This window comes from Aeoliella mucimassa (assembly GCF_007748035.1).
GTDB classification, from domain to species: domain Bacteria; phylum Planctomycetota; class Planctomycetia; order Pirellulales; family Lacipirellulaceae; genus Aeoliella; species Aeoliella mucimassa.
Genome location: NZ_CP036278.1, coordinates 4544847 through 4568759 on the forward strand (window position 1 = coordinate 4544847; position 23913 = coordinate 4568759).

Annotated in this window: 24 protein-coding genes, 1 other RNA gene and 1 pseudogene; 9 read left to right on the forward strand and 17 right to left on the reverse strand. The window is 55.5% G+C overall.

All coding sequences use genetic code 11. The annotated features are described in order from the left end of the window. Window positions 1-792 precede the first annotated feature (792 nt). Both Pan181_RS17825 and ssrA read left to right on the forward strand, forming a co-directional pair. Window positions 793-1608, forward strand: a complete 816-nt coding sequence (locus Pan181_RS17825; RefSeq protein ID WP_145248733.1) for a PEP-CTERM sorting domain-containing protein — start codon at window positions 793-795, stop codon at window positions 1606-1608. A gap of 151 nt (window positions 1609-1759) precedes the next feature. Further along, window positions 1760-2123: a transfer-messenger RNA gene (gene ssrA, locus Pan181_RS17830) on the forward strand. 255 nt (window positions 2124-2378) lie between these two features. On the opposite strand, the pseudogene Pan181_RS27065 reads toward ssrA, so the two are convergent. Both Pan181_RS27065 and Pan181_RS17840 read right to left on the reverse strand, forming a co-directional pair. Continuing rightward, window positions 2379-3431, reverse strand: a pseudogene (locus Pan181_RS27065) (tyrosine-type recombinase/integrase); the annotation flags it as partial. Between the two features lie 2 nt (window positions 3432-3433). After that, window positions 3434-3757 (reverse strand): helix-turn-helix transcriptional regulator, encoded by a 324-nt coding sequence (locus Pan181_RS17840; RefSeq protein ID WP_197528467.1) that lies wholly within the window; start codon window positions 3755-3757, stop codon window positions 3434-3436. A 176-nt stretch (window positions 3758-3933) separates the two neighbouring features. On the opposite strand from Pan181_RS17840, the gene Pan181_RS17845 reads away from it, so the two are divergent. After that, entirely contained in the window at window positions 3934-5091 is a 1158-nt protein-coding gene (locus Pan181_RS17845) for an ATP-binding protein (protein WP_145248735.1), read from the forward strand. Window positions 5092-5094: 3 nt separating this feature from the next. On the opposite strand, the gene Pan181_RS17850 is transcribed toward Pan181_RS17845, so the two are convergent. Together Pan181_RS17850 and Pan181_RS17855 are read right to left on the reverse strand one after the other, a co-directional pair. Next, window positions 5095-6030: a hypothetical protein gene (locus Pan181_RS17850; protein ID WP_145248737.1), complete on the reverse strand. Its 936-nt coding sequence runs from the start codon at window positions 6028-6030 to the stop codon at window positions 5095-5097. A gap of 275 nt (window positions 6031-6305) precedes the next feature. Beyond that, window positions 6306-6533 carry a hypothetical protein gene (locus tag Pan181_RS17855; protein ID WP_145248739.1) on the reverse strand — a complete coding sequence of 76 codons (228 nt, stop codon included), beginning with the start codon at window positions 6531-6533 and terminating at the stop codon, window positions 6306-6308. 134 nt (window positions 6534-6667) lie between these two features. On the opposite strand from Pan181_RS17855, the gene Pan181_RS17860 reads away from it, so the two are divergent. Then, window positions 6668-8083 carry a Clp protease N-terminal domain-containing protein gene (locus Pan181_RS17860; RefSeq protein WP_145248741.1) on the forward strand — a complete coding sequence of 472 codons (1416 nt, stop codon included), beginning with the start codon at window positions 6668-6670 and terminating at the stop codon, window positions 8081-8083. 14 nt (window positions 8084-8097) lie between these two features. Here Pan181_RS17860 and Pan181_RS17865 read toward each other — a convergent pair whose 3' ends face one another. The 5 genes from Pan181_RS17865 to Pan181_RS17885 form a co-directional block, all read right to left on the reverse strand. Further along, window positions 8098-8325 carry a MerR family transcriptional regulator gene (locus Pan181_RS17865; RefSeq protein WP_145252303.1) on the reverse strand — a complete coding sequence of 76 codons (228 nt, stop codon included), beginning with the start codon at window positions 8323-8325 and terminating at the stop codon, window positions 8098-8100. Window positions 8326-8530: 205 nt separating this feature from the next. After that, complete coding sequence (locus Pan181_RS17870) at window positions 8531-8776, reverse strand: hypothetical protein (RefSeq protein ID WP_145248743.1); 246 nt, start codon at window positions 8774-8776, stop codon at window positions 8531-8533. A gap of 57 nt (window positions 8777-8833) precedes the next feature. Continuing rightward, window positions 8834-9865: a DUF932 domain-containing protein gene (locus tag Pan181_RS17875; RefSeq protein WP_145248745.1), complete on the reverse strand. Its 1032-nt coding sequence runs from the start codon at window positions 9863-9865 to the stop codon at window positions 8834-8836. Between the two features lie 154 nt (window positions 9866-10019). Beyond that, window positions 10020-10373, reverse strand: a complete 354-nt coding sequence (locus tag Pan181_RS17880) for a hypothetical protein (RefSeq protein WP_145248747.1) — start codon at window positions 10371-10373, stop codon at window positions 10020-10022. A 1434-nt stretch (window positions 10374-11807) separates the two neighbouring features. Further along, window positions 11808-12185 (reverse strand): hypothetical protein, encoded by a 378-nt coding sequence (locus Pan181_RS17885; RefSeq protein ID WP_145248749.1) that lies wholly within the window; start codon window positions 12183-12185, stop codon window positions 11808-11810. A gap of 360 nt (window positions 12186-12545) precedes the next feature. Between Pan181_RS17885 and Pan181_RS17890 the strand changes: the two genes are divergently transcribed. Together Pan181_RS17890 and Pan181_RS17895 are read left to right on the forward strand one after the other, a co-directional pair. After that, a complete protein-coding gene (locus Pan181_RS17890; protein ID WP_145248751.1) occupies window positions 12546-13244 on the forward strand; it encodes a hypothetical protein in 699 nt (232 codons plus the stop codon). A gap of 12 nt (window positions 13245-13256) precedes the next feature. Next, window positions 13257-13751: a hypothetical protein gene (locus tag Pan181_RS17895; protein ID WP_145248753.1), complete on the forward strand. Its 495-nt coding sequence runs from the start codon at window positions 13257-13259 to the stop codon at window positions 13749-13751. Between the two features lie 10 nt (window positions 13752-13761). On the opposite strand, the gene Pan181_RS17900 is transcribed toward Pan181_RS17895, so the two are convergent. The 4 genes from Pan181_RS17900 to Pan181_RS17910 all read right to left on the reverse strand — a co-directional run bounded on the left by Pan181_RS17900 (window position 13762) and on the right by Pan181_RS17910 (window position 17325). Further along, complete coding sequence (locus Pan181_RS17900) at window positions 13762-14952, reverse strand: DUF4062 domain-containing protein (RefSeq protein WP_197528468.1); 1191 nt, start codon at window positions 14950-14952, stop codon at window positions 13762-13764. A 536-nt stretch (window positions 14953-15488) separates the two neighbouring features. Further along, window positions 15489-16370 carry an ImmA/IrrE family metallo-endopeptidase gene (locus Pan181_RS17905; protein ID WP_197528469.1) on the reverse strand — a complete coding sequence of 294 codons (882 nt, stop codon included), beginning with the start codon at window positions 16368-16370 and terminating at the stop codon, window positions 15489-15491. After that, window positions 16342-16707: a hypothetical protein gene (locus Pan181_RS26205; RefSeq protein ID WP_197528470.1), complete on the reverse strand. Its 366-nt coding sequence runs from the start codon at window positions 16705-16707 to the stop codon at window positions 16342-16344. Before Pan181_RS26205 ends, Pan181_RS17905 begins: the two co-directional genes overlap by 29 nt. A 3-nt stretch (window positions 16708-16710) precedes the next feature. Further along, on the reverse strand, window positions 16711-17325 hold the full coding sequence (locus Pan181_RS17910; RefSeq protein ID WP_197528471.1) for an RNA polymerase sigma factor: 615 nt from the start codon (window positions 17323-17325) through the stop codon (window positions 16711-16713). 491 nt (window positions 17326-17816) lie between these two features. Between Pan181_RS17910 and Pan181_RS17915 the strand changes: the two genes are divergently transcribed. Continuing rightward, entirely contained in the window at window positions 17817-18077 is a 261-nt protein-coding gene (locus Pan181_RS17915; RefSeq protein WP_145248761.1) for a hypothetical protein, read from the forward strand. 12 nt (window positions 18078-18089) lie between these two features. Next, complete coding sequence (locus tag Pan181_RS17920) at window positions 18090-18308, forward strand: hypothetical protein (protein ID WP_145248763.1); 219 nt, start codon at window positions 18090-18092, stop codon at window positions 18306-18308. A 51-nt stretch (window positions 18309-18359) separates the two neighbouring features. Here the strand turns inward: Pan181_RS17920 and Pan181_RS17925 are convergent, their stop codons facing one another. Continuing rightward, a complete protein-coding gene (locus Pan181_RS17925; protein ID WP_145248765.1) occupies window positions 18360-19187 on the reverse strand; it encodes a hypothetical protein in 828 nt (275 codons plus the stop codon). 208 nt (window positions 19188-19395) lie between these two features. Between Pan181_RS17925 and Pan181_RS17930 the strand changes: the two genes are divergently transcribed. Beyond that, window positions 19396-19851 carry a hypothetical protein gene (locus Pan181_RS17930; RefSeq protein ID WP_145248767.1) on the forward strand — a complete coding sequence of 152 codons (456 nt, stop codon included), beginning with the start codon at window positions 19396-19398 and terminating at the stop codon, window positions 19849-19851. Window positions 19852-19892: 41 nt separating this feature from the next. On the opposite strand, the gene Pan181_RS17935 is transcribed toward Pan181_RS17930, so the two are convergent. Genes Pan181_RS17935 through Pan181_RS17945 form a run of 3 tightly spaced genes read right to left on the reverse strand, consistent with a single transcriptional unit; the run spans window position 19893 to window position 23693 of the window. Then, window positions 19893-22187, reverse strand: coding sequence for a type IV secretion system DNA-binding domain-containing protein (locus Pan181_RS17935; RefSeq protein ID WP_197528472.1), 2295 nt, complete (start codon window positions 22185-22187; stop codon window positions 19893-19895). A 2-nt stretch (window positions 22188-22189) separates the two neighbouring features. Beyond that, window positions 22190-22732: a hypothetical protein gene (locus Pan181_RS17940; protein WP_145248771.1), complete on the reverse strand. Its 543-nt coding sequence runs from the start codon at window positions 22730-22732 to the stop codon at window positions 22190-22192. 19 nt (window positions 22733-22751) lie between these two features. After that, complete coding sequence (locus tag Pan181_RS17945) at window positions 22752-23693, reverse strand: IS5 family transposase (protein WP_145244898.1); 942 nt, start codon at window positions 23691-23693, stop codon at window positions 22752-22754. Between the last annotated feature and the right edge of the window lie 220 nt (window positions 23694-23913).

A 23913-nucleotide genomic window follows, 5' to 3' on the forward strand; every position in this document is an offset into this window, starting at 1 on the left:
AGCGGTGGGCTAGATCCTTCGGTCGCTGGAAGCTCCCGTCAGGATGACATTCCGCAATCCGCAATCCCAAATCCCCAATCGTGTCTCCTCCGGAAATAGTTTCCCACCCATGGGAATCTATTTTGGGCAACTATCGCGGAGGTGTTGATGCAACTCACTACTGTCAAACGACTTGCGATTGATTCCCACCGCAAAAATAGATTCCCACTCGATGCGTTTTGGAGAATGGGAATCTATTCGGGTGCGAAAACCACTGGTTTTGTAGCGTGCGTGCCGATTCAATTTTCCCATCGGTGGGTAAATTGGGAATCTATTCCCCCGGACGACGACTTAGGCCCGCTTTCGCGGGAATCCAGATTTCGGCCAGCCCAAAACGCCTTTACACCCCCCCTCCTCAGAGGGGATCCATGACCGATTTATTTTCCGCCTGCACCTCGTGGCGGACGGCAATCGTGAGCCTAGGGCTACCCGGGGGACAGGGCGTCGGAGACTACGGTAAATACAGTAGCTTTTCGGCGATGCAGCCAGGGTCGGAAGAGTAGTGGAAGCCCCGGGCCGGCTGTCAGCTTGCGACCCGCTAGCAGCGGCTTGCCGCACAATAGTTGATAATTCCGATTATTCACTTTGTAAGAATGGACAGTTATGGCAAGATATGAGATATTACTGCCACCTGTAGTTGGGGGAGGGGGATCATTCCGCCCACCCAACTCACCTTTGATTTTTGCACTAATACGGTTGTCGGCCGGAGTTTTTGGAAGCAACCGCTAGATTCTCAACTTTGAGGTAAGACTAATGACTCGCAATCTATCTGCCATGTTCCTTAGCATGGCTAGCGCTCTATTCTTCTCCGCGATTTCCGGTAGCACCGCGACTGGTGCGACCATCCCTGTATCGGTTTCCGGCTTCAACGCCGACGTAGTAGTGGAAGCGACCGCTACTCCCGATTTCGACGACGATGCATCTGGTTTCGACGTGCCCAACAACTGGGCTCTGTATGAGTCGGGCCTGGCTGGCGGTTCTGCTGGTTTGCCTGCTGGTGGTAGCTTCGTCAGCGACACTTACGGCACTTCGTTCCAGATGGCCGATTACAGCGAAAACAACGCCCTGCTGCTGACTTCGACGTTCCCAGTCGGTCAGTTGATGCTCGATACCCCTGAAGCTTACACCTCGATTCACGTGCTGGCTGGTTCGACCAACAGTGGTACCATGGGTTCGATGGTGGTGATGTACACCGATGGCTCCGCCATGGTGAGCGACTACGGTGCCCCCGACTGGTTCAACAGAACCGGTGGAATCACTGGTGCTGGCAACGAGTACGACTACGCCCTGCAAGGCATTGGCCGCGTTCAGGCTGTGGCCGGCAGCTCATCGTTCGACGATCCTGCTGGAAACCCCGACTTGTTCGAAACCATCGTCCCGGTTGATCCTTCGAAGGAAATCGCTTCGATGTGGTTCGTCCGCTCCGGTCCCGCCAACGCGGGTACCGCGACTGGTATCTTCGCCATCAGCGGCGAAACCGTTGACCAAAACAACATTCCTGAGCCTTCGAGCATCGTGCTGCTAGGCCTGGGTGGCTTGGCCCTCGCTTACCGCGGCCTGCGTCGCTAAGCGATTTTGGCATCTGCCAACACAAGAGACTGCAAATCACGCTTGGAGCAGTGGTATCCCCACTGCTCCAAGCTTTTTTATTGCCTTTCCCCAACGCACTTCATGGCATAGAATACAGTGCTCGCACATGTGCGAGGGCTTCTACCTTACTGGGGGCGAACAGGGTTCGACCGGATAGGCGAAGCGTAAGTGGCGTGTCGTGGTTGATCGGTGGCCCACGTAAAAAGCCGATCGCAACCTTCAATTGCCGAAGGTAACTACGCTTTGGCTGCCTAGATTTAGGCTGCCCGTTTGCCAGCAGCTCGCCGGAAGCAGCTGACCGAACGTATAACCCCCTCCGGACCGCTGCGAGTCATTGCTGAGCACGCTCGCGGTTAAATAAGTTCTTGGCTAGTGCGTTGGTAGCCCTGCCCGCGAGGCGCCCAACGTGCGAAATCAAAACTCGTAGGACACACACGTAGAAGCTTGCGTGGAGATATTACGGGACGCGGGTTCGATTCCCGCCGCCTCCACTTATCATTTTGCGTGCCAGAGGATGACTTTGGCTGTCGCGAGATGACGTAACCCCTGCAATCGCAGGGGTTTTTTAATTCACCCTCTTCATCCTCCTCATCTTCGCCATTGTCACTATTTGACACTGGTTGACTCGAAGAGACGCCTGTTCCGCTGCCAATCCGCTGCCAGTTTCCCTCGGTTGCTTCCTCCGGGACATTTGGAAGTGGCAGCTTCGAGAGTGCCTTCGCTTGGTCTGGGAGCCGGATGTGGGTGTACTTCATCGTCTGCCGAACATCGGTGTGACGGGCCAGTTCTCGGGCCTCGGCCAACGTAGCTCCGTTGCGAAGCAGTTCGGTGATGTGGGTGTGTCTGCCCGCCGCGTGGAAGTCGGCTGTCCCCTGTTCGTTCGTGTACGGGATGTCTGCCGCCTCAAGGTCGGTTTTGACCATGAGCCAGGTCTTCTTGCGGTCGAGATTCGGAAACAACAGTGCATCAGGCTCAACTCCATCGAGCCAAACCTCTAGCAATGCGACCAACTCCGGATGCAGCGGGAGGACATCTTCGCGGCGGTGCTTGGAACAAGCCGCCTCGACTCGCAGGACGGGCTGGTCGACCTCAAGTTCGAAGCTCCTGCTGGTCAGGCTGGCAAGCTCCTTTCTGCGAAGGCCTGTCAGATAGGACAAAAGATAAACCTGTGCCCGCATTGGTCCCGGATAGCCTTGGACGGTCTTTGTGCTTTCACGGGCAGATTTAAGGAGTTTGGCGAATTCATCCGGAGTGAGTGCCCGCCGTTTGTGTCGTACGTCGACTTGCGTGTTCAAACGCTCCAGGGCGACCAGCGGATTGCGGTCTAATCTGCCCATATCGACCAGCCAGTTGCAGAAGCCGTCGATGGCCTGCACGTAGTGGTTGTATGTGCGGTTACCAAACTTCTGTTTTCGCTTCATTTGGCGAAGAGCCGACGCGATGGTGTCGACTCGGAGGCTGCTAAGCGTTGTCGCGTTTGCCGCTTCAATTACGCGACGGATGCGACCTATGGTCAGCTTGACGTGCTTGGGAGTGTTGTCTGATAGGCTCTCCTCAAACTCTTGAAGATGCTCTTCGATAGGCGACATTTTGACTTTCAGTCGCCGCTCATCTTCTGGGTCGATAAGCCCGCGTTTGCGAAGCATCGCCTCTCGCTCATACTTCGCTGCAAGCTGCTGCGTGAGCCCCTTATCGGTGTATCCTTTCTTGGTTCGCCGCTTACCTTCGTGGTCATCGTACGAGAAATAGTAGACGGCGTTCTTCTTCCCTTTGTCACGGCCTCGTTTGAATACGGATGCCATCTCTACAACCTCCCCATGAGCTTGTACAAAGGCCGCGTGAACACGGCATACATCAGCTTGTTGATGAGAGAGTCGGTTGCAGGACAACCTTGCTCTATCCACGTAAGAATATCGCTCCGCCGCCAACGGACGGCACGCCCTACTTTGACCGATTTGGGTAAATCGCCTTTCGCCTTGAGACGCCAAATCGTCCGCACCGATACCTGAAGGCAGTGGGCAATTTCTTCCGCTGTCATCATCATAGGGGCATCTTGGAGCGAATCCGGCGTAGCCCGCTCTAGCGAGTCGTCGTTGTGCTCGTGTGCAGGTTCTCGATTCTCTGCCATAACGGCCTCGTCGGCTCGCAATGTCGGAATGGCAACGGTGGATTTGATTCTAGCGACGGAGTTTGGCTCCGGTTAGGTCGGCGGAGCGGTTCCTGGCGTGCGGAGGGGCCAGCGGGTATATTCTACACCTTGAAATCTCGATTGTCACCTGCCACTTTTCAAGGTAGGTTTGAAGCATGATACAACGCACCTCCCATCTAGCTAGAATCACGAGCCTCTTAGGCCAATTTCCCGTCGTTGGCATCCTAGGAGCCCGGCAGATTGGCAAAACGACCCTATCCAGAGCGATTCAAAAGGGCTGGAAAAGGCCGTGTCATTCGTTTGACCTGGAGCGTCAGGCAGACGTAGGACGCTTAGCGGACCCCGAACTGGCCCTCGGCCCTCTCAAAGGCCTTGTGGTCCTTGACGAAATCCAGCGGCTCCCCAATCTGTTTCCCGAGTTGAGAGTTCTCGCCGACCGCCGACCGATACGCACACGGTTCTTGATACTGGGCAGTGCGTCCCCAGACATGCTTCGGCAGGGAAACGAATCGCTTGCGGGACGCATCGCCTACTACTCGCTTGGCGGGTTCTCGCTAGACGAAGTCGGCGTGACGAACCATGAGAAACTCTGGCTGAGGGGCGGATTCCCCGATTCGTTTCTGGCGACGTCCAATGCGAAGAGCCAGACTTGGCGTCAGCAGTTCGTCTCAACATTCCTTGAACGCGACATTCCTCAGCTAGGAATCCAAGTCAGTTCCACGACCTTGAGGCGATTCTGGACCATGCTAGCCCACTATCACGGCCAAGTATGGAATGCCTCCGAATTTGGTCGGTCGTTTGGCGTCGCCGACAACACGGTGCGAAACTACTTGGATATCCTCTCCTCCGCCTTCGTCGTCCGTCAGTTGCAACCCTGGCACGAGAACCTCAAGAAACGTCAGGTCAAATCTCCCAAGGTCTATTTGACAGATAGCGGGATACTTCATTCCTTGCTGGGACTCAACTCCAAGGCGGACATCGAGGGGCACCCCAAGCTGGGAGCTTCGTGGGAAGGGTTCGCAATCTCTCAGGTTGCAGCCTTGCTCAATGTTCAGCCAAGCGAGTGCTTCTTTTGGGCGACTCATGCGGGGGCAGAACTCGACTTGCTGGTTGTGCGAGGGAGAAAGCGTTGGGGGTTTGAGATAAAGCGGACCTCGTCTCCCAGCATCACCCCGTCGATGCGAACTGCCTTGACGGACCTCAAGCTTCAACGCCTGTTCGTCGTCCACGCGGGCGAGCATTCCTTCGACATGGCAAAGAAGATACGGGCGATTGCTCTCACCGACCTGCTCGACGAACTCAAGCCGTGGTGACGGCTACGCCGCCTGCCGGAGACAGTTTTCGACCATCTGAGCGGCTCTTGCTGCGATACGGCTGAGTGCCGGGTCGCCGTGACGTCCCAAGTAGCCCGATTTCAAATCCGAGACAAATCTTTCCTGTTCTTCGATTTCCTTTTTAGGATTTACGTTTCTTAGCGTTGACTTTTTCACCCTGGGAGCGTTGACCTTTCCTCGGACGGGCGTTGATTTTTTGTTGCAGCATGACCGTCGGGCTTGAGTCCGACGCACCGATTGGTCGCGACGAACCAAAGAGATTGCTTGGCCGTCGACAAATAGTTGGCCGTAGGCGTTCTCATTCTGTTTCACGACGGGAACCGTATTCAGAAAACCGCGTTCTATCAGTCGACGCATCATTCGGCATTGCGATGCACGGTGAACGCCGGTCCACTCCTGAAACTGAGCGTATGTGAAACGGGCGTATTGTTCTTCGGACTTTAGCCTGGTCATTGGCTTGCGTTGCGGGATGCGACGCATGAAATAGGCGAAGCAAAGCAACGCCTCAACGGTGGTCGCTCCACCTGAAGCGATATGACGCAGCACCTTGCGGGCGACGGGCTTTTCATGGGAGGACGCGGCAGGGTGCTCGGACTGGGAGTTCAACTCTAGCTGGAGCCTAGGAAGATGCCGATTGAGTGCTCGGGCTGCGTCGCCGATTTGACCAGCCGTAAGACGGCGATTCCCCTTGCGATGCGAGTTCCAGTTCAGAATGCGAGCAAGTTGCAGCCGATTGCTGTTGGGATGACGAGCGGCAAACTCTAGGCGTGCCGCAAATACGCGTACTTCGTTGCGGCGAAAAATGCCTAAGCGGTAGCCTTCGAGTAGGGCTCGAAGTTGCGTCTCTTCGACTCGGGCGTAACCACCTTCAAACTGCCAATAGCGAATGTTGCTCTTGTTTCGTTTTCCTCGTGCCATGACTCTCCATGCGATTCGCCGTGCCGCCTTACAAGAGACGCACCGGTCTTGTACGACTTGTGCCGTTTGACCGTTGACTATGCGTGGAGATTCCTGCTACTGTCGGTTTAGGGATACCGGAACAGTCGTTCCAACGCATTTGCCAGTGTGTTGACCATTGTCGTGGCGGTCGACGCTACTTGTTCATAAGTGACTCCAATTGTTGGCGACGGAATGTGCATCCGCCGCACGCGTTAGTTCAGAGTCACAGTAGCACTCGCCCGATGGGTTTGTCACTACAGCAAATCGGCGAGGGCGGGATGTATCAGAATCCGCTTTTTCTCTTGCTTCGGCTTTAGCCGAGACAACTCCCATGCCTCGACGTCACACCGGCGGGCATAGCGGATGCGTCCCCGCTGCTCGTAAGGGAGTTCTCCGGCCAACATGGCTGCAACTACGGTGTCGCGACGCATTCGCTGCTCTTTTCGTATCTCTTCAACAGTCATCCATCGCTTCTGCTGCATGGTGTTCTCCTGAATCCCGCAGAGAAACTGCAGGCAACGGGTTGAACGACGAGCGGCCAAATACGCTACAATGAGCGAAGCGTTGTTCGACTTGGAGTACAACGCTCCCTGAACCGCTCATCTTGGCTCTTTCGATGGCATTCGACAAGTTTACAGAACGTGCCCGCCGCATCGTCGACTTCGCCAGGGAAGAAGCTACGCAATTAGGTTGCGACTACGTCGACTCAGCCCACTTGCTGCTTGGCATGCTTCGTGAAGGAAGTGGCGTCGCCGGTTGCGTCCTGAAACACGAGGACGTCGATGCCAACAAGGTACGTGAAGCCTGCGAACAGCACCGCGAAGGCACCGACATTTCCTTGGAGGAGTTCGAGTCCCGCTGCTTAGCTCAGGTAGACTGGCTGGGCCACAATTACGCGGGCACCGAACATTGCATCTTGGCGATATGCAGTCTACCCGATTGTCTTGCAACACAAGTGCTCGCCAAACTCGGAGTGACCCCGGAGGAGTTGTGTCGGGAAGTGTTCTGCTTGCTCGGCCATGAAGAGCAATTCGAGCTTTGGCTGGACGGGCAGCAACGTTCGCCGCGAGACATGAAGGGGGAAGAGAATGTGAGCATGGCCGACTATGACTCGGAAATTACCTTCCCTTGCTTCGCAGGTTGTAGTGGCTACCGCGAGGAATCAGAAGTCTACCTGACTGAATTCTCAAAGGAAGTGGCAGGCAAGCTTTGCATGCCCCTATTCGCGACACGGCATTTGGTTGAAGAATACCATCAGAACGACTACGTACAGCATGACAGTCGTGAAGAACTCACGATACACGCCTTCGAAGCCGGTGACGAGCTTGCCGATTACTTTTTATTCCGATGGGTTCATGGAGCTGGCGACATATTGCATTACGTGCTATTCGACGGCTCGTTGAATGATATCGTGGTGCCGAGGTTGGTCTCTCGGCTCATTTACCACTACGACAGTGACTCTTTGATAAAGTATCTTCGTCATTCGCCATTCTATGACGGAGTACCGGATGCAGTCGAAGGCGAGGTGTACCGGCGATTCCCCACAGAAAGGCTGCCTTTCGACATCGGCCCATTTGTGCTGTTGCCGGGGGGGAACATCCGGTTGCCAGAGGGGCGGTTTATAGAATCCGATGGAAGCGGGCAACTCTGCCTGCTCGACGATGACAGGGCTATTGTTAACCTGATTCTCGCAGGTTCGGAAATGACTTTCTGGGGCGGCAAGATGCAGTTCGCTCGCGGACAATGGCCAACGCAGGTCGTGTTCAGTTCGAAAGACACAGGCAATTGGGAATACAGTTTCGACCCTGAGAAGGGTTGGGAAGAACGAAGGCTCGCGGGTGAGGCGTCAGTAAATGCTAATGCGGACGCACCGGCTGGATTCATGCGTTGCCAAGTGTGCGGCCTTTGGAATGCCGTGGATGCACTTGAATGCAAGGTCTGCAAGGCCGACCTAACAGTGCCGCACTGCAGCCGGTGCGGAGCGGAACTCGAAGAGGAAGCGGACGGCTGCAAAGCATGTGAGGGCGATTAGCCTTATGGGCATTCTCAGTAGCCCATATCGAGTTCCTGAGCCTGCTGTGCCAGCTCATCGAGAGAACGCTTGCGTTCCCGGTCGATGCTGTGCTTGTACTCCATGAGGTCCTTGTAGAAGACAACGCAATGCTTCCCTCTGTGTCTGCAGGGAATGGCGTGAAGCTGCCGAATCAAGAACGCGTGAGACACTCCGATGAGTTCGGCTGCTTGCTGAGTCGTGAGTTCGGGATTCTCAGGCATCTGTACAGGCAAACAACTGCGGGTTCATTACTGTCCGTATGCAGTAGACCCTCGGTCAGGTCTCCTGGTTCGGGTATCGCTCTCCCAGCACGGACATTCCGTAGGAAGTCCATCTTCGTCACGTAGAGTTGGAGGGCAGTCGCTGGTTGCCACCGCTTATCGCGTTGGCTGGGAGGCCGGTGGTGCAGGTCGGCCTCAAGGAACCTTATTCGGCCTCGGAAGAACCGTTCTGGCCATTCTGCTCGTACAAGTACGAGTGAACCTGGTCCGCTACCTTGATGAGGAGCGGCAGGTCCTCGCGAGCAAAACTCGCCGAACCTCGCCACGAATCTCCGTCCTTGTAGAGGGCGGTGAACTGGACCTTGCGAGGAGCGTTGTCGCCGTTCTCAAAGACGGCGGCCTTGATGCGTCCGATTCGGACTTGATGAACGGGTCGATTATTTTCGGCCATCGTATCATCTCCTTTCTGACTCGTTGAGTCACAAAGTAATAACGGAACAAACAGGACCTAGGCGGCGAGGCTCAACAACGACGCCGCTTTCTGGTCCATAACAAGTCGGTCACCGGCGTTTTCATAACGACCGGCAATCCTCGTCAGTGCGTCCACCACGCCGAACACGGTGTACGGCGTCCGCTCACCGGCCAACTGCACGACTTGCTCCGCGATGCGGGAGCTAACGCCTTGCTTGGCCAAGAGCTTGTGGACTTCTTCGGCGTCCTCGCCGAAGGGTGTCGCCATCGCCTGGCGGATGCCGCTGGCGAAGCTGTCGCGACGTTCGTCGCGTTTCTTCACCAACTGGGCAATCGCCAACCGGACATCGTCCAAGGCATCCTGGACGTTGCCGATATGGCGACGCTTCAGCTCGACCACCTCGATGGCGTCCCAGACGATATGATTCTGGCAAATCTCTTGATACCAGAACGTCTGGACGCCGACGCTGCGGCGGCCTACCTCCGAGTTCCACACAAAGAAGCCCGGAGCGAAGTTCTCTCCACCAATTTCTACCCAGCCGTCGGGGTCGATGCCGAAGGCGAACATATCTTGTTCGCCCGCATAGAGTCCTGTGGCTCCACCCATGCCAGTGGGCGGGGGCGTGAAATCGGGGGCGGCCTCGCGGACCGCCTGGAGAACTTCCGCGTCAAACAGACGCGAGTACGTCGAGCTGTGAACCGCCAAGGCGGTGTCGGCTGCGGCGTACACCTGCAGGGGCTCCCGGGAGTGGGGCATCGTGTCTCGAAAGACACGCGACGCCGTCTCGGAAGTGAGTTTGTTGACGGTGTCCTTTTGGACCCCGCACAACTTGCAGAGCTGAGTAAAGCTCCAGTCGCTAAGGGACAGATTGGGAGTTTCCGCATCTTCCAGTTGCATCCGCAAGCCCTCAGGCGTGTGCTCAATGCAAAGTTGCTGCGAAAGCTGCCAGTGTTCGCTCGACCGCTCACGCCTAGCTTGGCAGTGAGCGAGCAAGCTGTCGAACGAATTGAACCGCTCGTCGGGAGTGCGACTAAACAACTCTCGACTCGCTCGGGTCAAATTCACCATTTTGAGTCTCCTCTCTACTTGGAAAGAGTGCGTGGATGAAAATCCTTCGCTTGAGCCTCTGCACCACCGGTCCCATCAAGCGAGCGACTCGCCTGATGCGGCCAGTGGACTGGTGACCTTCTACTCGATACGAATTGGGAAAGAGCAAGCGAAGTCAGTTTGCTGCCGAAGCGGCTCGCCGAATGTGAGCCTCGGCCAAATTGCAATCCGTGCTGGGTGGCGAGGCTTTGTTGCTTTCTGCAACGGCGTGCTGCTCCATCCATTTCTCGGTGAACTCTCCGGGATTGTTCTGTTCCATGAATTGAATCGCCCGGCTCATCACCTTGCCCAACGCGGACGCATGCTTCTGCCCGAAGAACTCGGTGTATTCCCAACTGTCTTTGCCCGTCCGCTTGAAGGCTCGCGTGAACGCGAACGTCCAAAAATATTCGCCGCTCTGTTGTTTTCTCGGCATCAACGTGATTCCCACGGGGCCTTCCCAGAATCGTTTGCAAGGTAACTGTGACATAGTTGCTTCTCCATCGTTGTTGAGCAAAATACATCGCCGGTCGACAGCGGCACTTCCTCACTCGCGGCTGCCGACTGACGATGTCGTTCGTGTGAGCATTTCGCCTGTTATGGGGGGCGTCCTACTCGCGTGACTTAATTTGGCAAGATTGTGTCACACGGGGAGCAGCGGTCGCCATAAGAATCTCGTCGCCGACTGCAAACCTTGCAGAGCGACTTCTTGGATAGGAGGTAGCTCCCGGTAAACGTGGCCTTACCAACCACGCTAAGGGGAGAACGTTGCTTTTCTCATGCTGCCTGTCCGTAGAGCCGGATACGCCGAGAGGTGTTTGTCCGGAACGACGGAGGCTCCGTGAAGTAATCCTGTCGTGTGCGTCGTTCCTTTGTATCGAACGTCGCCACACAGCAGAGTAATCTCACGGTTCTATCCGATGCTAGGCGTTGAATAGGGGCGACTCTGAAAAGCCTGGTGTGTTTTTTCACATTGGGTTGCTGCAGGCAAAGCGGGTGCAAATCCCGTCGACGGGGCCTGATTCCGCCATTGGCGGACGGTGCAACGTCGCGAGCGTGGGGACCTGCTGCGTGGCGACACGCGGCATCGGAGTGATGACAAGCTCCGGCGTCCTGGGAAACCAGGCGGGGAATAGCTCAACCATGAAAGGCGAGAAATCGCTTGCTCGTAAGTCAACAGAGAGACGGTGCCGAACCGGGACAACTTTTCAAAGCGGGATACCCTGAGCTTGTATGTTCGTACGGGGAAATCAGCTACTCCAAAGAAGTAGCTGGAAACTGCGACCCGCCTGGCGGCGGGCACGTAGCTTTGAGAAGCGGCGGCCTGCGGGCCGCTCACCAACGTGACTCTGTGTCGATGTCTGTAGCTAAAGAGGGAAGCTCTTGCGGGGCCGGGGATTAGCTCCCGGTGTCTGGTTTCGTCAACCAGGTGCTTGAAAACCGCAAGAGTGGGAGTGTGCCGCAAGTAGGTAGTCTGCCCTCGGGCGGAGCGATGCGACGGGCGAAGGCCCATCAAGATTGCCTCGACAATCTTCCGTGCAAGGCAGTACGGGCTCGTTTGGAATTTGGTGGCTGGTAACCACCGAGGGGTCTCGCAAGAGACCAGGCCAACGACGAAAGCGGCGACGGGCTTTGTGCCTGTCCAAGAAAGTCGCGGTGGCTGGCTACTTTGGTAGCAAGCCGCCACTTCCTTGGGTGGAAGCTCAAGGTGCTAACGTCACACGAGCGGCTTGGCCGCTGCTGGTGTGACGTATTTGCAGCGACACGGCTAGCGGGTTGAAGGCAGTGATAGGGGCGACTTCCCTAGGGAAGTGGTTCTCGCACGGTTTTGTCTTCCAAGGTTAGCGGGCTTTTCGGATGGTTTGTGCCTGACAACAAATCATCCTCTTGACGAGCATGCGTGGGTCTTGAACGAGTTCAAGGTCTATCGTGGGTCGAAATAGTCCTCACGCGAGCCAACCTCGGTTCCATCTGCTTCCTTGTGCAGTGCCCACAGGGTTGCGTTCATTTCAGTTGATACATTGAATCCTAGATGCTCGAATGTTTTATGCAATTCGACGAAATGCTTCTCGATTTGTGGGGCACCACGTACTTCCTGTAGCTCAAAGCCCGGCTCACTTGCAAAGGTTTCATCAGCGACGCACTCAAAGTATCGCTCAGAGACCTGCCATTCAACCGTGCGAATGCGGAGGTGCAGCTTTACTGGGTCTTTGTGTTTCTTCCTCCAATGCGGTTTGGAGAACGTCAGGTATAGTCCGGAGTACGGGACGAAGGGCAAAGTGATTTCGCCTTCGACGGTCAATAGTCGATACTGCTTGTGTTTGCGGCGAGGGTACTGAGGTCCAGGCACATGTAATCGGAGCTTGACCGTGTGTTCACACGACGTGATGCGTTCTGTCGTACGACAATCGTCTGGTTTTCTCGTGTTCGTCACGATAACGTACCTTTCCAGTAGTTTCCAATTAGCATTCCAAACTCCGACTACGGGGCAATCGGCCGCTACCTTTTCTACCTGGCTACTTCCAACAATGAACATACACGTAGGTGATTATTTCGCAGTCGTGGCTCCCGGCACTCAGAGCGGCTGACACTCTTGTGCAACATCTGCTGGAGATGCTCCATAACATGCCAAATGCCGCGATGGCATGACGGGATGTTAGGAGTGCAAAAAAGAGGTCCAACCTACAAGTGCGAAGCCACGACGCTCGAAGGCTTCATTCAACAACTCGCCGTGGGCTACGTTGCCCGCCGCTACTTCTTCTATGTTAGTGGTCGCGTTCCCAAGCGTCTTACGCCTCAAGAGCACGACGCACGGTTGCTCGACAAGTATGGCGTGGCAATCAGCAAATGGTCACGGTACCGACGAACGAAGCGAACCGGTCCGGGCGGCAGACCGCTGGCCAACGTGCAATACATTCGCTATCGCGATTTCTGGGTCTTACTGTCCACAGCGGGCTATCATCGCTTCTTTCAGGAACACGTCCAACTTGCACCTGGCGGGCTGGCCACGATTCGCCAGTATCAAGACGTTCGCCAGACGCCGGTTGTGTTCGGTGGATACACCATTGGCCATAATGGCAAAGCGTCGGTGCGTCTTAGTCGCCGAGCGTATCGGGAACTGAAAGAGCAGTTTCTTCAAGTTGCTTGCCTTCATCGCACCACGGACCGGCTGGAGCAAGAGTTCCGCCGCTCTCCTTTTGAATCCTACGGGGGCGTGACGCGACAGATGTTCGCCCTCCTGAAGGCGGTAAACAAAGCTCGAAAGACCGCTGGGCTTTCGCCCGTCCCTCGCTCCTGCGTGCGAGTCAAACGGAAGGCGGTAAAACCATTCGAGCCTGTGAGTATTCGACTAGCCGCATAATGGAGGACAAACATGGGAACGATAGCAATCGAGAACAAACAAGCTAACTGCGAGGTCGTCGACCTCTTCGATAGTGAGATGGCTCAATACGCCGCTGAACTACGCCGCGAGGAGCAGCGTAGTCGCCTGATGCGACGGGCCGAAGAGGTGGCCGAGATGCTCGACCGGCTCGACGGCAAACTCAGCGTTGACCGGGAGCAGGCAGTCGCGATGCTGGCGGAGTACTCGGGTTTGCTGGACCTGGTGGTGGAAGACATTCGCTCGATTCGCGACATCGACGAGACGTTTGGGGCCGAATCACGACGGATGCCAAAGATTGCTCGCCTGGCTCTGCAATTGGAAAGAGGCATCGCCTATCTGCAGGGAATCTTCTCGGTGGTCAGCAGCGGCGAGGTCCTGCCGGTATACAACTGGAAACTGGTGCATCGCGACGTGCAAGAAGTGCTGGGCACGTCGCTAGAACTGATTCGCTTGCCTGAACTGGTCGCAGAGCGGCAGGCAGCTTGATAAGACAGCGTCAATGCAAACGCTCACTGCTTTCGTAGTAGCCACCGGCGGCCTTAAATCTTCGAATAAGCCGGGAAATGAGGTCGTTGGCGAGCGACTGATGGTCCAACAACTGCTTGCGGACGATACGTTGCGGCTCCGGCGGAGAGGAGACCGGGTCATCCAATGAATGACTTGGCATCTGAAAGCTGTTTGGCTCAGACGACGGGATGCGACCAAACGACTTATCACGCATGTTCGCGAGTTGTAACCAGGTGAAGAAGGCGGAAGCCTGCCTGAAGGCTTCGAGTGAGGAGTAAACGCTCTCAGAGAAGGCGAAGAAGCCCGATGCACGGTCCAACACATTCTGCTCGTCGACGACAAAACTCCGTAGCAAGCCATGCGAGAAGCGGTCCCGCTGGTGCTGGGAAGTCAGGGAATCGGCAAGGATGATAGTGCCGTCTGCGTAGATGGACACCGATGTGTCAGGAGAGTCGTATTCGTCGCGACCCTGCCACAGGCAGAGGAAATCCTCGCCTTCACGGCATCGAACACCTTTCTCACGGTCAAATAGTCGCGGCTGTGGTCCAAATAAAAGAAGCTGTTCGAGCTTTTCGCGGAAGGAGGCTTCACTCAAGTCGTGCGGTGAAAGATACTCGTCGACCTGCCGTTCGGGGATAATGGCCAAGCGGCATTCAGGCTCACTGCGACGGCTCGATTCGTCGCTACTTATTCTTGACTCGAACTTCTTCTGTGCGACGCTCGCATCAAGCCCACCACCCAGGGAGGCAAGCGAGAGGTCGTTGAGAGCCTGGACTATCAAGTCCTTCAATTCGTCGGTCGATTCGTAGAATGCGAGCATCTTGCCATGCTCATAGCTCTTGATGGAGTCGACAAATTGTTTCTGGTCGTCGTCCAGGGCTCCCTTCATCACGAAGCAGAGCATATCAAGGCCTCGCCTCTCTGCTTCGCGAAACTCTTCCTCTGTGGGAGAATGCCCCGACTCGACGCGATTGCCGTATCGTTGACCGAAGATACCGACGTAGATGTGACTCCGGCGTACTCCCTCCAGGCATGCCGTCTGCGGGGTGGAGGCGGTGGCACCAAAGTCTTCTGCCATAACCGGCTGGTGGCGGAGGGTCTCGACAGCCCGGCGAGCGGCTGCCCGCTCTGCGGCGAAGCCCCTCATCACAGAGCTAATGAAAACATTCTTCTCATTCATCTGGAGAGTTCCCTCCGTGGAGCACCTGGTTAGCGGGGCTTTACATGCGTCGTGCCACGTGGCGAAGGATTCGGCCTGGCTCGATGTACTCGCTGTGACACTCAGGACAACGGACGGGTGCGGTGGGAAGAACAAGCCGCTCGGCTTCTCCTTCCTCGAATACTTCCTTCTCGAACCGACATCCGCAGCGTGTGCATTTGTACTCTTTGAGGACCATGAAACGCTCCTTGCTTCAGATTCATCGTGTCTGCCAAAATGGCGGCAGATTACTACGTATACAGATGTACCGCATATTCTGTGCCAAACCCGTCCTGCAGTTGCCGCTACTGCTCTGTTTGATTCGGCTTCTGCTTCCGCCGCCCGGTCGCCGTTGGTCCTCACCCTACGTCTGGGACCGACGGCGACTGCGGCGGCGGATACACCTGCCACCCCCTGCTTTTGTCGTTCGCGAGTCCCGCAGGTCCTCGTCAGCCAAGTCATGTGAAATCGTCACGAGAGGTGAATTTGGCCCCGTAGACATCGACTGAAGATTGTCGTCACTCTTCTTCATCGGCGAGGTCATCTTCATCGACGGTGAGCAGCACGAGCAGGCTATTCATCACCGGTATCGAGAAGTAGTGCTCGCAGACATACGTCGACTCAAGGCTTGTTGCGTCATAGGTTCTGAACCAATCTCCGACGACGCCGTCTTTCGTGCGATTTGACAAGTTACCATTCTCATGCTCTTTCCAAGCCAATAATGCAGTTTCAGGCAGGTTGCTACCTCGTTCACCTGGATAGCAGCCCGCTTCGATGAGCGGAGTGGAGCAAAACATCCAGGCAAGTGACGACTGCCGGACGCAAGCGAGTCCACAAGGAAAATGAGATAGTTGCACTGTACGAATAGCAGTGCTCAGCATGGATGTTTGGAATTCTGAGGCTACCTGCTGGATGAGGTCGAAGCTTGGTTCGGTCTTGTTTACCCTTGGGGAGAACAGCCAGTTCGGCATGAGGAGTCCTGCGGCAAATGCGTCGGCTTCCCGCTCGACAAGTTCGTCGCTCTTGAATTCGGACTCTGAGCCGTGCGAATTACCGCCACCAATTAGATAAGCACGGTGTGGTTCAAGGTAATAATGGGCAAGTTCATGGCCCATCGAAAACCGAGTGCGTGGATGGTGTTCTCCGGGGAATTGGCCTATGTCGTATTTAGTGTTCAAGAAGATTAGAAACCGGTTGTGCTTGCGATGATACTCAAGCTGTCCGTCAAAGGCGTCGTGGAAGTCGCCTAGAGTGAACTTGAGCAAAGGGTGCTCGGAGCGAGCAATGGCGAACGGGTCTATTGGCAAACCATTTTGATGTGCCACTTCCGCGACTTCTTCGCCTTTCCGTTCCGCGTGCCCAAGTCGCGAGTTAATCAGATTCCAAGTCGTTTTCGTCATCGTCGTGTTCTTCAAGTGCTTTCTTGCGAAACTCATCCATCCGTTTTTTGATTTCTTCGTCGCTGTCCCCTTTGTTGCGATTAAGTTGAAGCACCCCTTCTTCAACGCTCGACGTGTCGACATCAGCAAGCCAATCGAACAGAGGCTCTGGCTCAGAAGCATGGCTTTCGCCACTGCTAACAGCATGCACAATGGCGTCTATTTCATTCTCAGTAAGTGGCTCCGGCTGGACCGCCTCAATCTGCCGCTCCAATTCAGCGGCAGAAGGAAATGTCTTTTCGACACGTTGATATCTGCGGACAAGCTCACGCCAAATTGAGTTGTGCTTTTCGCTCATGGTTCACTCCGCTATATGCTGAGGGTCAAAATGACCCATTTTCTTCAATTCTCGCTCAATCGTCGCTCGTGCTTTGTTGCGTGAGACGTAAATCGAGTTTTTCGAGGTTCCGTGCAATTCCGCGAGTCTCTCGCCGTCAGCGATATCGCCACAGGCTAGGTCAGCTTCGATGATGGCCCTTTGCAGCTTTGGCAGTCGTGATAGGACAACCTTGAAGTCGCGGACCACCTTTTTTTCTTGCTTGGTGGGTTCGTCCTCGCTCTCCGCCTTGGCAAACTGCACCGCCAGGAATTCCTCATCAACCAGAGCAAAGTCGGCACGGTTCTCTGCAATGAGGTCTCTCGCCTCGTTGAGGGCAATCGCGACGAGCCAAGTGCTGAGTTTCGCTTTGGCATCGTCATAGCTGTCTGCGTGCTTCCATGCCTTGGTTGCAGTCCTGAGGAGAACTTCCTGGACCTCGTTCTCCGTCAAGGTGTTCCGAAATACCTTTCGGAGCATTCCTTTTACGACCCCGCCATGCTTGCGGAGTAGGTCGCGTATCGCGTCGTCCCTCACTTCGTCTAGGTCATCCGTAAGATTGACCATGATTCGGAGGTCATCTTCTTCGTCGTCAGTCATGTCCATTTTGCCAACTGTAGTCGCATTTCGAGGCCTCCGATGGTGATACCATCGCACCTTAACCGGCCTGGAGAAGCGATTTCCAGTTAAGGTCCCGAGTATCACGAACAATGAATTCGCCGAGTACGGGGTCTCGCCCCAAAAAACAACGGCTCCGAGTTAAGGTGTCGCAGTATCACTTATAGGGAAAGCAGACCGGCTGCCTTCCAAAGTATCCCTTTATTGGAGACCTGAAATATGGCCAAAAAGCACTGTGGTGGCAAACCAGCTACCGGCCCAAGAACGGTCCCGGTCAAACCGCACAAGCGGTCGACGCCGGGAAAAACGTGTCATGGGCCAGGGAAACCTGGGCCAAAGACTGTGCCCGTGAGACCGCACAAGCGGTCCAAGCCGTAGCCTGGAGAAGCCATCTCGCTCCACGCAGAACGGACCTGCCCCGACAGAGTCGGGGTGGTTCGGGCTGTATTCCGGTCCTTAGGAGAGTTATTGAAATGAAGTTACAAGGTGCAATTATTGAGGAGCAGGGCGTTCGCTTCGCCATCGTCGTGGTCAAGCAGAACGTCGTGCAGAACCACACTACCGCAGATGAGACGATTCAGGCCTGCCGCCCAATCTTCGCCGGGATGCCGGTGATTCTGATGGCTCAGGATTCTCGTGGTACGCCGACCTATTACGGTCGTCAAGACATCGCGAAGTTTATGGAAAACGTTCCGCTCGATGCAGTTCGCTGGAAGGAATTCACAATTGGTTAGAAGGATGAAGCGATGAGTGTAGTAGCAAAGAGTCGCATTCGCGGCAATTTCGAGGGCTGGAAGGGCAACGGCACTTACGAACTCGAAAACGGACAACGCTGGGAGCAAACGCGATACCGATATCGCTACCGGTACAAGTATCGCCCCAAGGCAGAGGTCATTCGCCGTGGTGGTCGGCACTATCTTTACGTTGAGTGCATGAACGAGCCGATTGAAGTTCGCCGGGCGTAGACATCTGGTGAGTAACATCCACCTGGACACGATGGTGCGTTCACAATGCGTCTAGTGTAAGAGGGCAGTCTTCTGAGCAATCGTCGTAGCCGCCTGCAGCGGCATCATGCTCACCAGAGTGGCCAACAAACGCAGCACACTCCACGCCGACATGCGAAAGTCGGTCTTCGTTATCTCCGCCACGGCGGTGGCGATTCCCAGCAATTCAAACAGCTCGCGACACAAGACTTCCCGATATTCCTCAACCGTAAAGCCAGCGGGCACAACCGGCTGGTCGAGCGTTTCGTGGTACTCCTTGATTTCATCGAGCAAGGGACTCATCCGTAGCATTTCAAAGACCGTGTCCTGAAGCGAGCTGATGCTCACGTGCTCTGACTGACGAGCAATGAGGTGCAGGCCCCGACACGCCAACAGCAGCTTGACTAACAGGGTCGCGGGCAATGGAGGCTGATAATTCGAGAACAGGGTGGTGAGCGTCGCGGTCTCGGGCACCACGACCACCAGGTCCAGCTCTCCGCGTCGATAAAGCAAGAACAGTTTGACGAAGAAGCGAGGTCCAACCCACCAGGGCGAATTCGGGGGCCGCACAAAGAGGTGGTGGGGCAACTTCCGCTTGTCTTCAAACGGATTGTCTATCGTTTCGAGCAGGTCCCGCATCGCGGTGCTATTGAGCACGTTCACCAGGTCAACGCAATCGTGGTCTCTCGCCGACGGGTATTTCCAGAAGAGGCTGTTCCACAAGTCCACGCTGACCTCACAACGAAAACGAAACCCTGCCTCGCGAGCGACGTCGCTACAGTCAATAAGACGGCCCGCGAGGCGGGCGGTCTGCAACCGCTTGTGAGTATTGATGATTTCTCTGCGTTTGTATCGTCTCATGCCTGGTCCCCCTCGGTCGTTTCGAGAGGTTATGGGCGGGTAGAGGCCGAACGTGATGTTGCTAGGTCGCATCCTCGCCCCGAGAGAAGGTCCGCTCAGATGTCAGGCGGGCACGGCTTTGCCGCAGCGGGCCGGGTGGCCGGCGGGAAAGCGTCAAAGCCGCCCGCTGAACGATTCGCGGACGGACTTATCAATGGAGGAAACGACCATGACAACTCGCAAGTTCGACAACTCGGCTATCGACCTCTCCCAAGAGCGTCTCTCCCAGCACGTGAGCGAATACTCGTTCGAAGAAGCCCTAGCCAATGGGCTGCTGGTGAATGTGACCAGTTGGGTGCGGCACGAGATGGGTTTTGGCACCAGCCGCTACAACGTGAAAATCGCCGTGACCGCTAGGCTATGGAAGACCATTGTGAGAATCTCACCGTTGGCCAAGGTGTGGCAAACGGTAGTTGGTCGCGGCAATGACGTGTTGTGGCTCGCGGCCTACGCGATGCACCGGGCCAGACAAGTCGGTGAAGACGCAGCCAACTTCCAATGCTTCCTGCCGACCGAAGACGACTGGGGCAGCGAATGCGTCAAGCCGCTGCGGGTCGAGCTTTGCGATGAGCAGGGCAAAGCGGCCATTGTCATTGGTTACGTGGAGGAGTTTGCGATGCTATAGCCGAGGAGGCGTAGCAAGAAGATGAGGGCGGGGGAGTAACATCAGTTCTCATCGCCCTCATCGTCTTGGTCGGGTAGATAGAAGGTCTCTTCCTCATCGTCCCAGAGCATCTTGCTGAGGTCATGCTTCTTTTCACGGCCTTGGTGCTCGGGCGTCTCTGGCTCGTTCGGCTTTGCGGGACGAGGCCGGAGAGGAGTAGCAGCTTCTCCTCCGCGAAGACTGACGGGGCTTTCAGGTTGAGGTGCCGCCGCAGGGGCTGGCGGAGTTGAAGTCGCTTTGGGAGGGAGAGGTCTGGTGTGGTCGTCTCCATCGAATTGAAAGCCGAGTGCTTGTAAAGAGCCAAACAAGTCCCTGGGAGGGCGGAACCGGCCTTTGGGAGTAGGATAGACGTCCTTTTCTGAAAAGCGAAACGTTTGACCGGCGACCTTGTAGCAAATCTCCGTCGCACTCCACAAGCGTTCGTCGAGTTGCTTGGGAGAATGGAACTGGGTGTTGCCGTAGTAAACGTCACGCGGCAAATGGCCCCGATAGGGCGGATGCATAGGTACATCGAAGTAACCAAACACACCACTTTCATATTGCGGTACTTCCCGGTCGGCGGATGCCAAAGGAAGCTGCATAAATACTTCTGCTGGTACGGCAGGTCGAGTTAGTCGTTGGAAAGACTTCGTCTTTGAAGTGCCAACGCTGTGACTGGAAGGAGCGTCTTGTTCAATCGCGGGTGATTTGGACCGAGACTCGGAAGTTGAAGTGAGTTCGACTAGAACGTCCTGGGCACCGATTTGGTCGGACATCCATCGTGCCGTCTCTGCACTTTTTACACGCAAGTAGGCTCGGAACCCACATGCCCCAAGGATGCCGTTCGCCGACTTGCCGTAGATGTCCGACAGGGTCGCAATGTCGTGAATGCCCAGGGCGATACTGAGGCCCAGGCCGGGAGCAGTCTCCAAGGCGTGCTCGATGACGGGAAGTCGCCCAAGCCGTGCAAACTCATCGAGAATCATGAAAGTGTGGTGTTTTCGGGTGCGGGCGTTGTCGAGCAATTCATGGAACAAGAAATAGAGAATTGCCTGATTGATGGGTTGCAGGTCCGCGTGATTGCGAAGGCTGTTGCCAATTACTAGCCCTTTGGATTGATGGTTGACCCAATGACTCAAGCTGAGTCGAGCACTGGCTCTGGACCATGCCGTGGCGACGTTCAGATAGCGTTGAGAGCACGCGTCCAGGTCACTGAGAACGTTTTGCTGAGTCTGGCCATCTCCTTGAATGTGGGTCAAGTATTGACCTCGTCCTTCGTCTGTGGAGCACAGCACCGAGCGGATATTCTCCCGCTTGATGGAAAGCATGAGGTCGAGAAACGTCCAGCGGTCACCAGCACACTCAATGAGAGTGCGTATCACCGCCGTGAGAAGCTGCCTCGACGTTTGCAGGAAGTAGTCACGTCGTGCGTGACCGTCACCAGGTATCAAGATACCAGCGAGGGTGCTCGCCGATTCAGCATCGACGTCCTTGGCAATGTCCCAGGCAACTCCACGCGAGTCGTAGGCGTTAAGCAGGTAATAGAAATGCGTGGCTGTCTTTCGTTTGCTGGAGGGGTGAAGCAGCGGAAGCAGGTCGCCCTTGAAGTCATAGACAACCGTGCGGACCGCTGGGTTCAAAAACATGCTTTGTAGGAAGAGTCGAAGGATGGTAGTCTTTCCACTTCTGGTCGTCCCCGTCACTAGAAAATGGCTCTTCCGTGCATCGGACAATCGGTAGCGTAGCGGTCCCCAACGGATGCCGTCATCGGGGGAAGCTTCTGAGGAGAATTCGAGAATCTCTTGCTGAGCCAACCTAGAGCCGCTGCAGAAGACATCCCCGTTGGGGAGTCGTTCTCGCTGTTTATATCCGTGAGGCAGCGGAGTCTTGGGAATGTCCGCGTCTTGGAGGCTCTCGGTGATGCAGTCCGCCAGAGCATTCCATAATTCCATCGATGGTTCAGCTCCTCCTTGGTAGGCGAAGGCAAACGGGTTGCGTTGCGGGTTCGTATGGTCCGTGGCGGACCGTTCGAATCTGAACCTGGGGCGTTTGTTCTTGAGGAAGGGAAGGACAAGCGAATTCGTGACCGCACAAGGGCATATTCTTGTGTGTGCCAGCTTGAAGAAGTTCTTTTGGCGTTGAGCTGCAGCCAGTTCTCGCGTTTTCTTGCTATACCACCCGGCGACGTCACGCCAGTAGTTTGGAAAACCCTCGGCGAAAGCCTGTGCCGGTTCAGAGAAGACTCCTAGTGACTCCCAAAACTCGGTGTCTCCGTAATCGTAAGGCTTGCCGTGTTCATTCGAGAGCTTATAGAGCAATGCTAACTCCCCCATACGTCCCGACGCACATGCCGTGCGTCGACTTGGGTTTGCGTAGTCGACTGGCCGATTTCTTGAAGGTACTGTGCCTCGCGTTGCGACCAGTGTGTGTTCAGGTTGATGTCATGGACTTGCTGGTGCCACGCGGCCTGATGCTGCGTCATTGGATTGGATTGCTGGAAGACGTGTGTTGTAGTGGCAGGAAACAGCGACAAGCCATCGAGACCAGTGTAGACCTGGTTGGGAGGCGTATGAATGGTGGGAGCTTGCGGCTGCGATGGTTGCCATTGAAAATAATCCGGTTGGGATGAATCACGAGGTCTTGTTTCTGATTCGAAGTTCAACGGATTGACGAGAATGCTGTCTCCGATGGCCTCTTGGTGCCTGCGGCGGCGGAGTTTCTTCTTCCATATGGCGTACGCGAACTCAATGTCGGGTGACTCGTCGGCGGTAACGCGGTGCGTTCTTTCGCTGCCGTCAAACTTCACTTCGTACGCACGATTCACCGTGTCGACGGATGTGACTGTGCCGTAAGAGTTTTTCAATATCAATCGGCCTTGTTGACTAACTCCACTCGAACTGTGGAAGCCCGAGTTGGGTGAATTGATTGATGATTTTACAGCGCAAGCGGGCTTCCGTTTGTTGGTTTTCGAATACTCGGTTTTTGAGATGGCTCCCAAAGCTTTGTTTCACTCGGTACATGGTCGTTTCCGCCAAGCTTCTACGATGATAGCCCACTTCCTCTTTCCAACTCCTACGCCCCTTGCGTCGAATCTGACGAATTGCCTCGTCCCGGGGCAAAGGCTCCTCCGCAGAGTTGCCATGTTGTTTGATCTTGGCGTTGTGCTGCGGCGGAATCACCGGCTCAATGCCTTCGGATTCCAGCCCTTCATAAACCTTCCACTTGTCGTAACTACCGTCGCCGTGAAACTTTTTTACGGGCTGCTCCACCTGCTCCAGCATTTCGGGAACCGCATCGGCATCGTGGCAACTGTTCTCGGTCAAAATCTCCGCCACAATCTCGCGGGTGTCAGGATTCACCGACAAATGCAGCTTCCGCCATGTCCGCCGCTTCGACTTGCCATGCGTCCGCATCTTCCATTCGCCCTCGCCAAACACTTTCATGCCGGTGCTATCCACCACGATATCGATGTCGCCCCTCTTGTTAGCGATATCGAGCGAAACATTCAGCTTGCTGGCTCGCTTGGCGAGCGAAGAATAATTGGGAATCGCTGCCTCGACGCCCAACATCGCCACCAGCGAGCGGCCGAATCCCTCAGTCTGCCGATAGGGAAGTTTCAGCAGTTCGCGAATCGTCAGCAAGCACTCGATCGCCGTATCGCTGAAGACAAAAGGGCGACCGACTTTTGTCTGGTCGTTAGGATGTTCCCAGTTCTCCAACGCCTCGTCGCTAAACCAAATAGTGATGTTTCCACGCTCGATGAGCGACTTGTTATACTCCTTCCAGTTCGTGACTTTGTAGGTTCGTTTTTCTTTCGTAGCCATGTTCGATCTCCGTAAAAAAGGTACGTGGTTCCATTCCACGTTAGTTTTTACGGAGGTTTGTGACTAATTGTTCAACAAGGCCATTTGAATGCCTGAATTACGTGCAACATCGCGTGCCTGGTATTCGAGTCTAGCGTCGGCCAAACATTGTGAAGCAGGTGCAGCTCGCGGATGATTTGCAGGTCGAAATCGGAGCACTCGCTACAGTGACAATCGGACC

What these genes read in the sequence shown, in the direction of transcription:
- Pan181_RS17900 (WP_197528468.1), bottom strand. Translation starts at nt 14,952, where the DNA reads ATGAATGAGAAGAATGTTTTCATTAGCTCTGTGATGAGGGGCTTCGCC.
- Pan181_RS26205 (WP_197528470.1), bottom strand. Translation starts at nt 16,707, where the DNA reads ATGAGCGAAAAGCACAACTCAATTTGGCGTGAGCTTGTCCGCAGATAT.
- Pan181_RS17910 (WP_197528471.1), bottom strand. Translation starts at nt 17,325, where the DNA reads ATGACTGACGACGAAGAAGATGACCTCCGAATCATGGTCAATCTTACG.
- Pan181_RS17880 (WP_145248747.1), bottom strand. Translation starts at nt 10,373, where the DNA reads ATGTCACAGTTACCTTGCAAACGATTCTGGGAAGGCCCCGTGGGAATC.
- Pan181_RS17930 (WP_145248767.1), top strand. Translation starts at nt 19,396, where the DNA reads ATGACAACTCGCAAGTTCGACAACTCGGCTATCGACCTCTCCCAAGAG.
- Pan181_RS17865 (WP_145252303.1), bottom strand. Translation starts at nt 8,325, where the DNA reads ATGCCTGAGAATCCCGAACTCACGACTCAGCAAGCAGCCGAACTCATC.
- Pan181_RS17945 (WP_145244898.1), bottom strand. Translation starts at nt 23,693, where the DNA reads ATGGCTACGAAAGAAAAACGAACCTACAAAGTCACGAACTGGAAGGAG.
- Pan181_RS17925 (WP_145248765.1), bottom strand. Translation starts at nt 19,187, where the DNA reads ATGAGACGATACAAACGCAGAGAAATCATCAATACTCACAAGCGGTTG.
- Pan181_RS17905 (WP_197528469.1), bottom strand. Translation starts at nt 16,370, where the DNA reads ATGACGAAAACGACTTGGAATCTGATTAACTCGCGACTTGGGCACGCG.
- Pan181_RS17870 (WP_145248743.1), bottom strand. Translation starts at nt 8,776, where the DNA reads ATGGCCGAAAATAATCGACCCGTTCATCAAGTCCGAATCGGACGCATC.
- Pan181_RS17825 (WP_145248733.1), top strand. Translation starts at nt 793, where the DNA reads ATGACTCGCAATCTATCTGCCATGTTCCTTAGCATGGCTAGCGCTCTA.
- Pan181_RS17840 (WP_197528467.1), bottom strand. Translation starts at nt 3,757, where the DNA reads ATGGCAGAGAATCGAGAACCTGCACACGAGCACAACGACGACTCGCTA.
- Pan181_RS17895 (WP_145248753.1), top strand. Translation starts at nt 13,257, where the DNA reads ATGGGAACGATAGCAATCGAGAACAAACAAGCTAACTGCGAGGTCGTC.
- Pan181_RS17875 (WP_145248745.1), bottom strand. Translation starts at nt 9,865, where the DNA reads ATGGTGAATTTGACCCGAGCGAGTCGAGAGTTGTTTAGTCGCACTCCC.
- Pan181_RS17855 (WP_145248739.1), bottom strand. Translation starts at nt 6,533, where the DNA reads ATGCAGCAGAAGCGATGGATGACTGTTGAAGAGATACGAAAAGAGCAG.
- Pan181_RS17850 (WP_145248737.1), bottom strand. Translation starts at nt 6,030, where the DNA reads ATGGCACGAGGAAAACGAAACAAGAGCAACATTCGCTATTGGCAGTTT.
- Pan181_RS17920 (WP_145248763.1), top strand. Translation starts at nt 18,090, where the DNA reads ATGAGTGTAGTAGCAAAGAGTCGCATTCGCGGCAATTTCGAGGGCTGG.
- Pan181_RS17845 (WP_145248735.1), top strand. Translation starts at nt 3,934, where the DNA reads ATGATACAACGCACCTCCCATCTAGCTAGAATCACGAGCCTCTTAGGC.
- Pan181_RS17860 (WP_145248741.1), top strand. Translation starts at nt 6,668, where the DNA reads ATGGCATTCGACAAGTTTACAGAACGTGCCCGCCGCATCGTCGACTTC.
- Pan181_RS17915 (WP_145248761.1), top strand. Translation starts at nt 17,817, where the DNA reads ATGAAGTTACAAGGTGCAATTATTGAGGAGCAGGGCGTTCGCTTCGCC.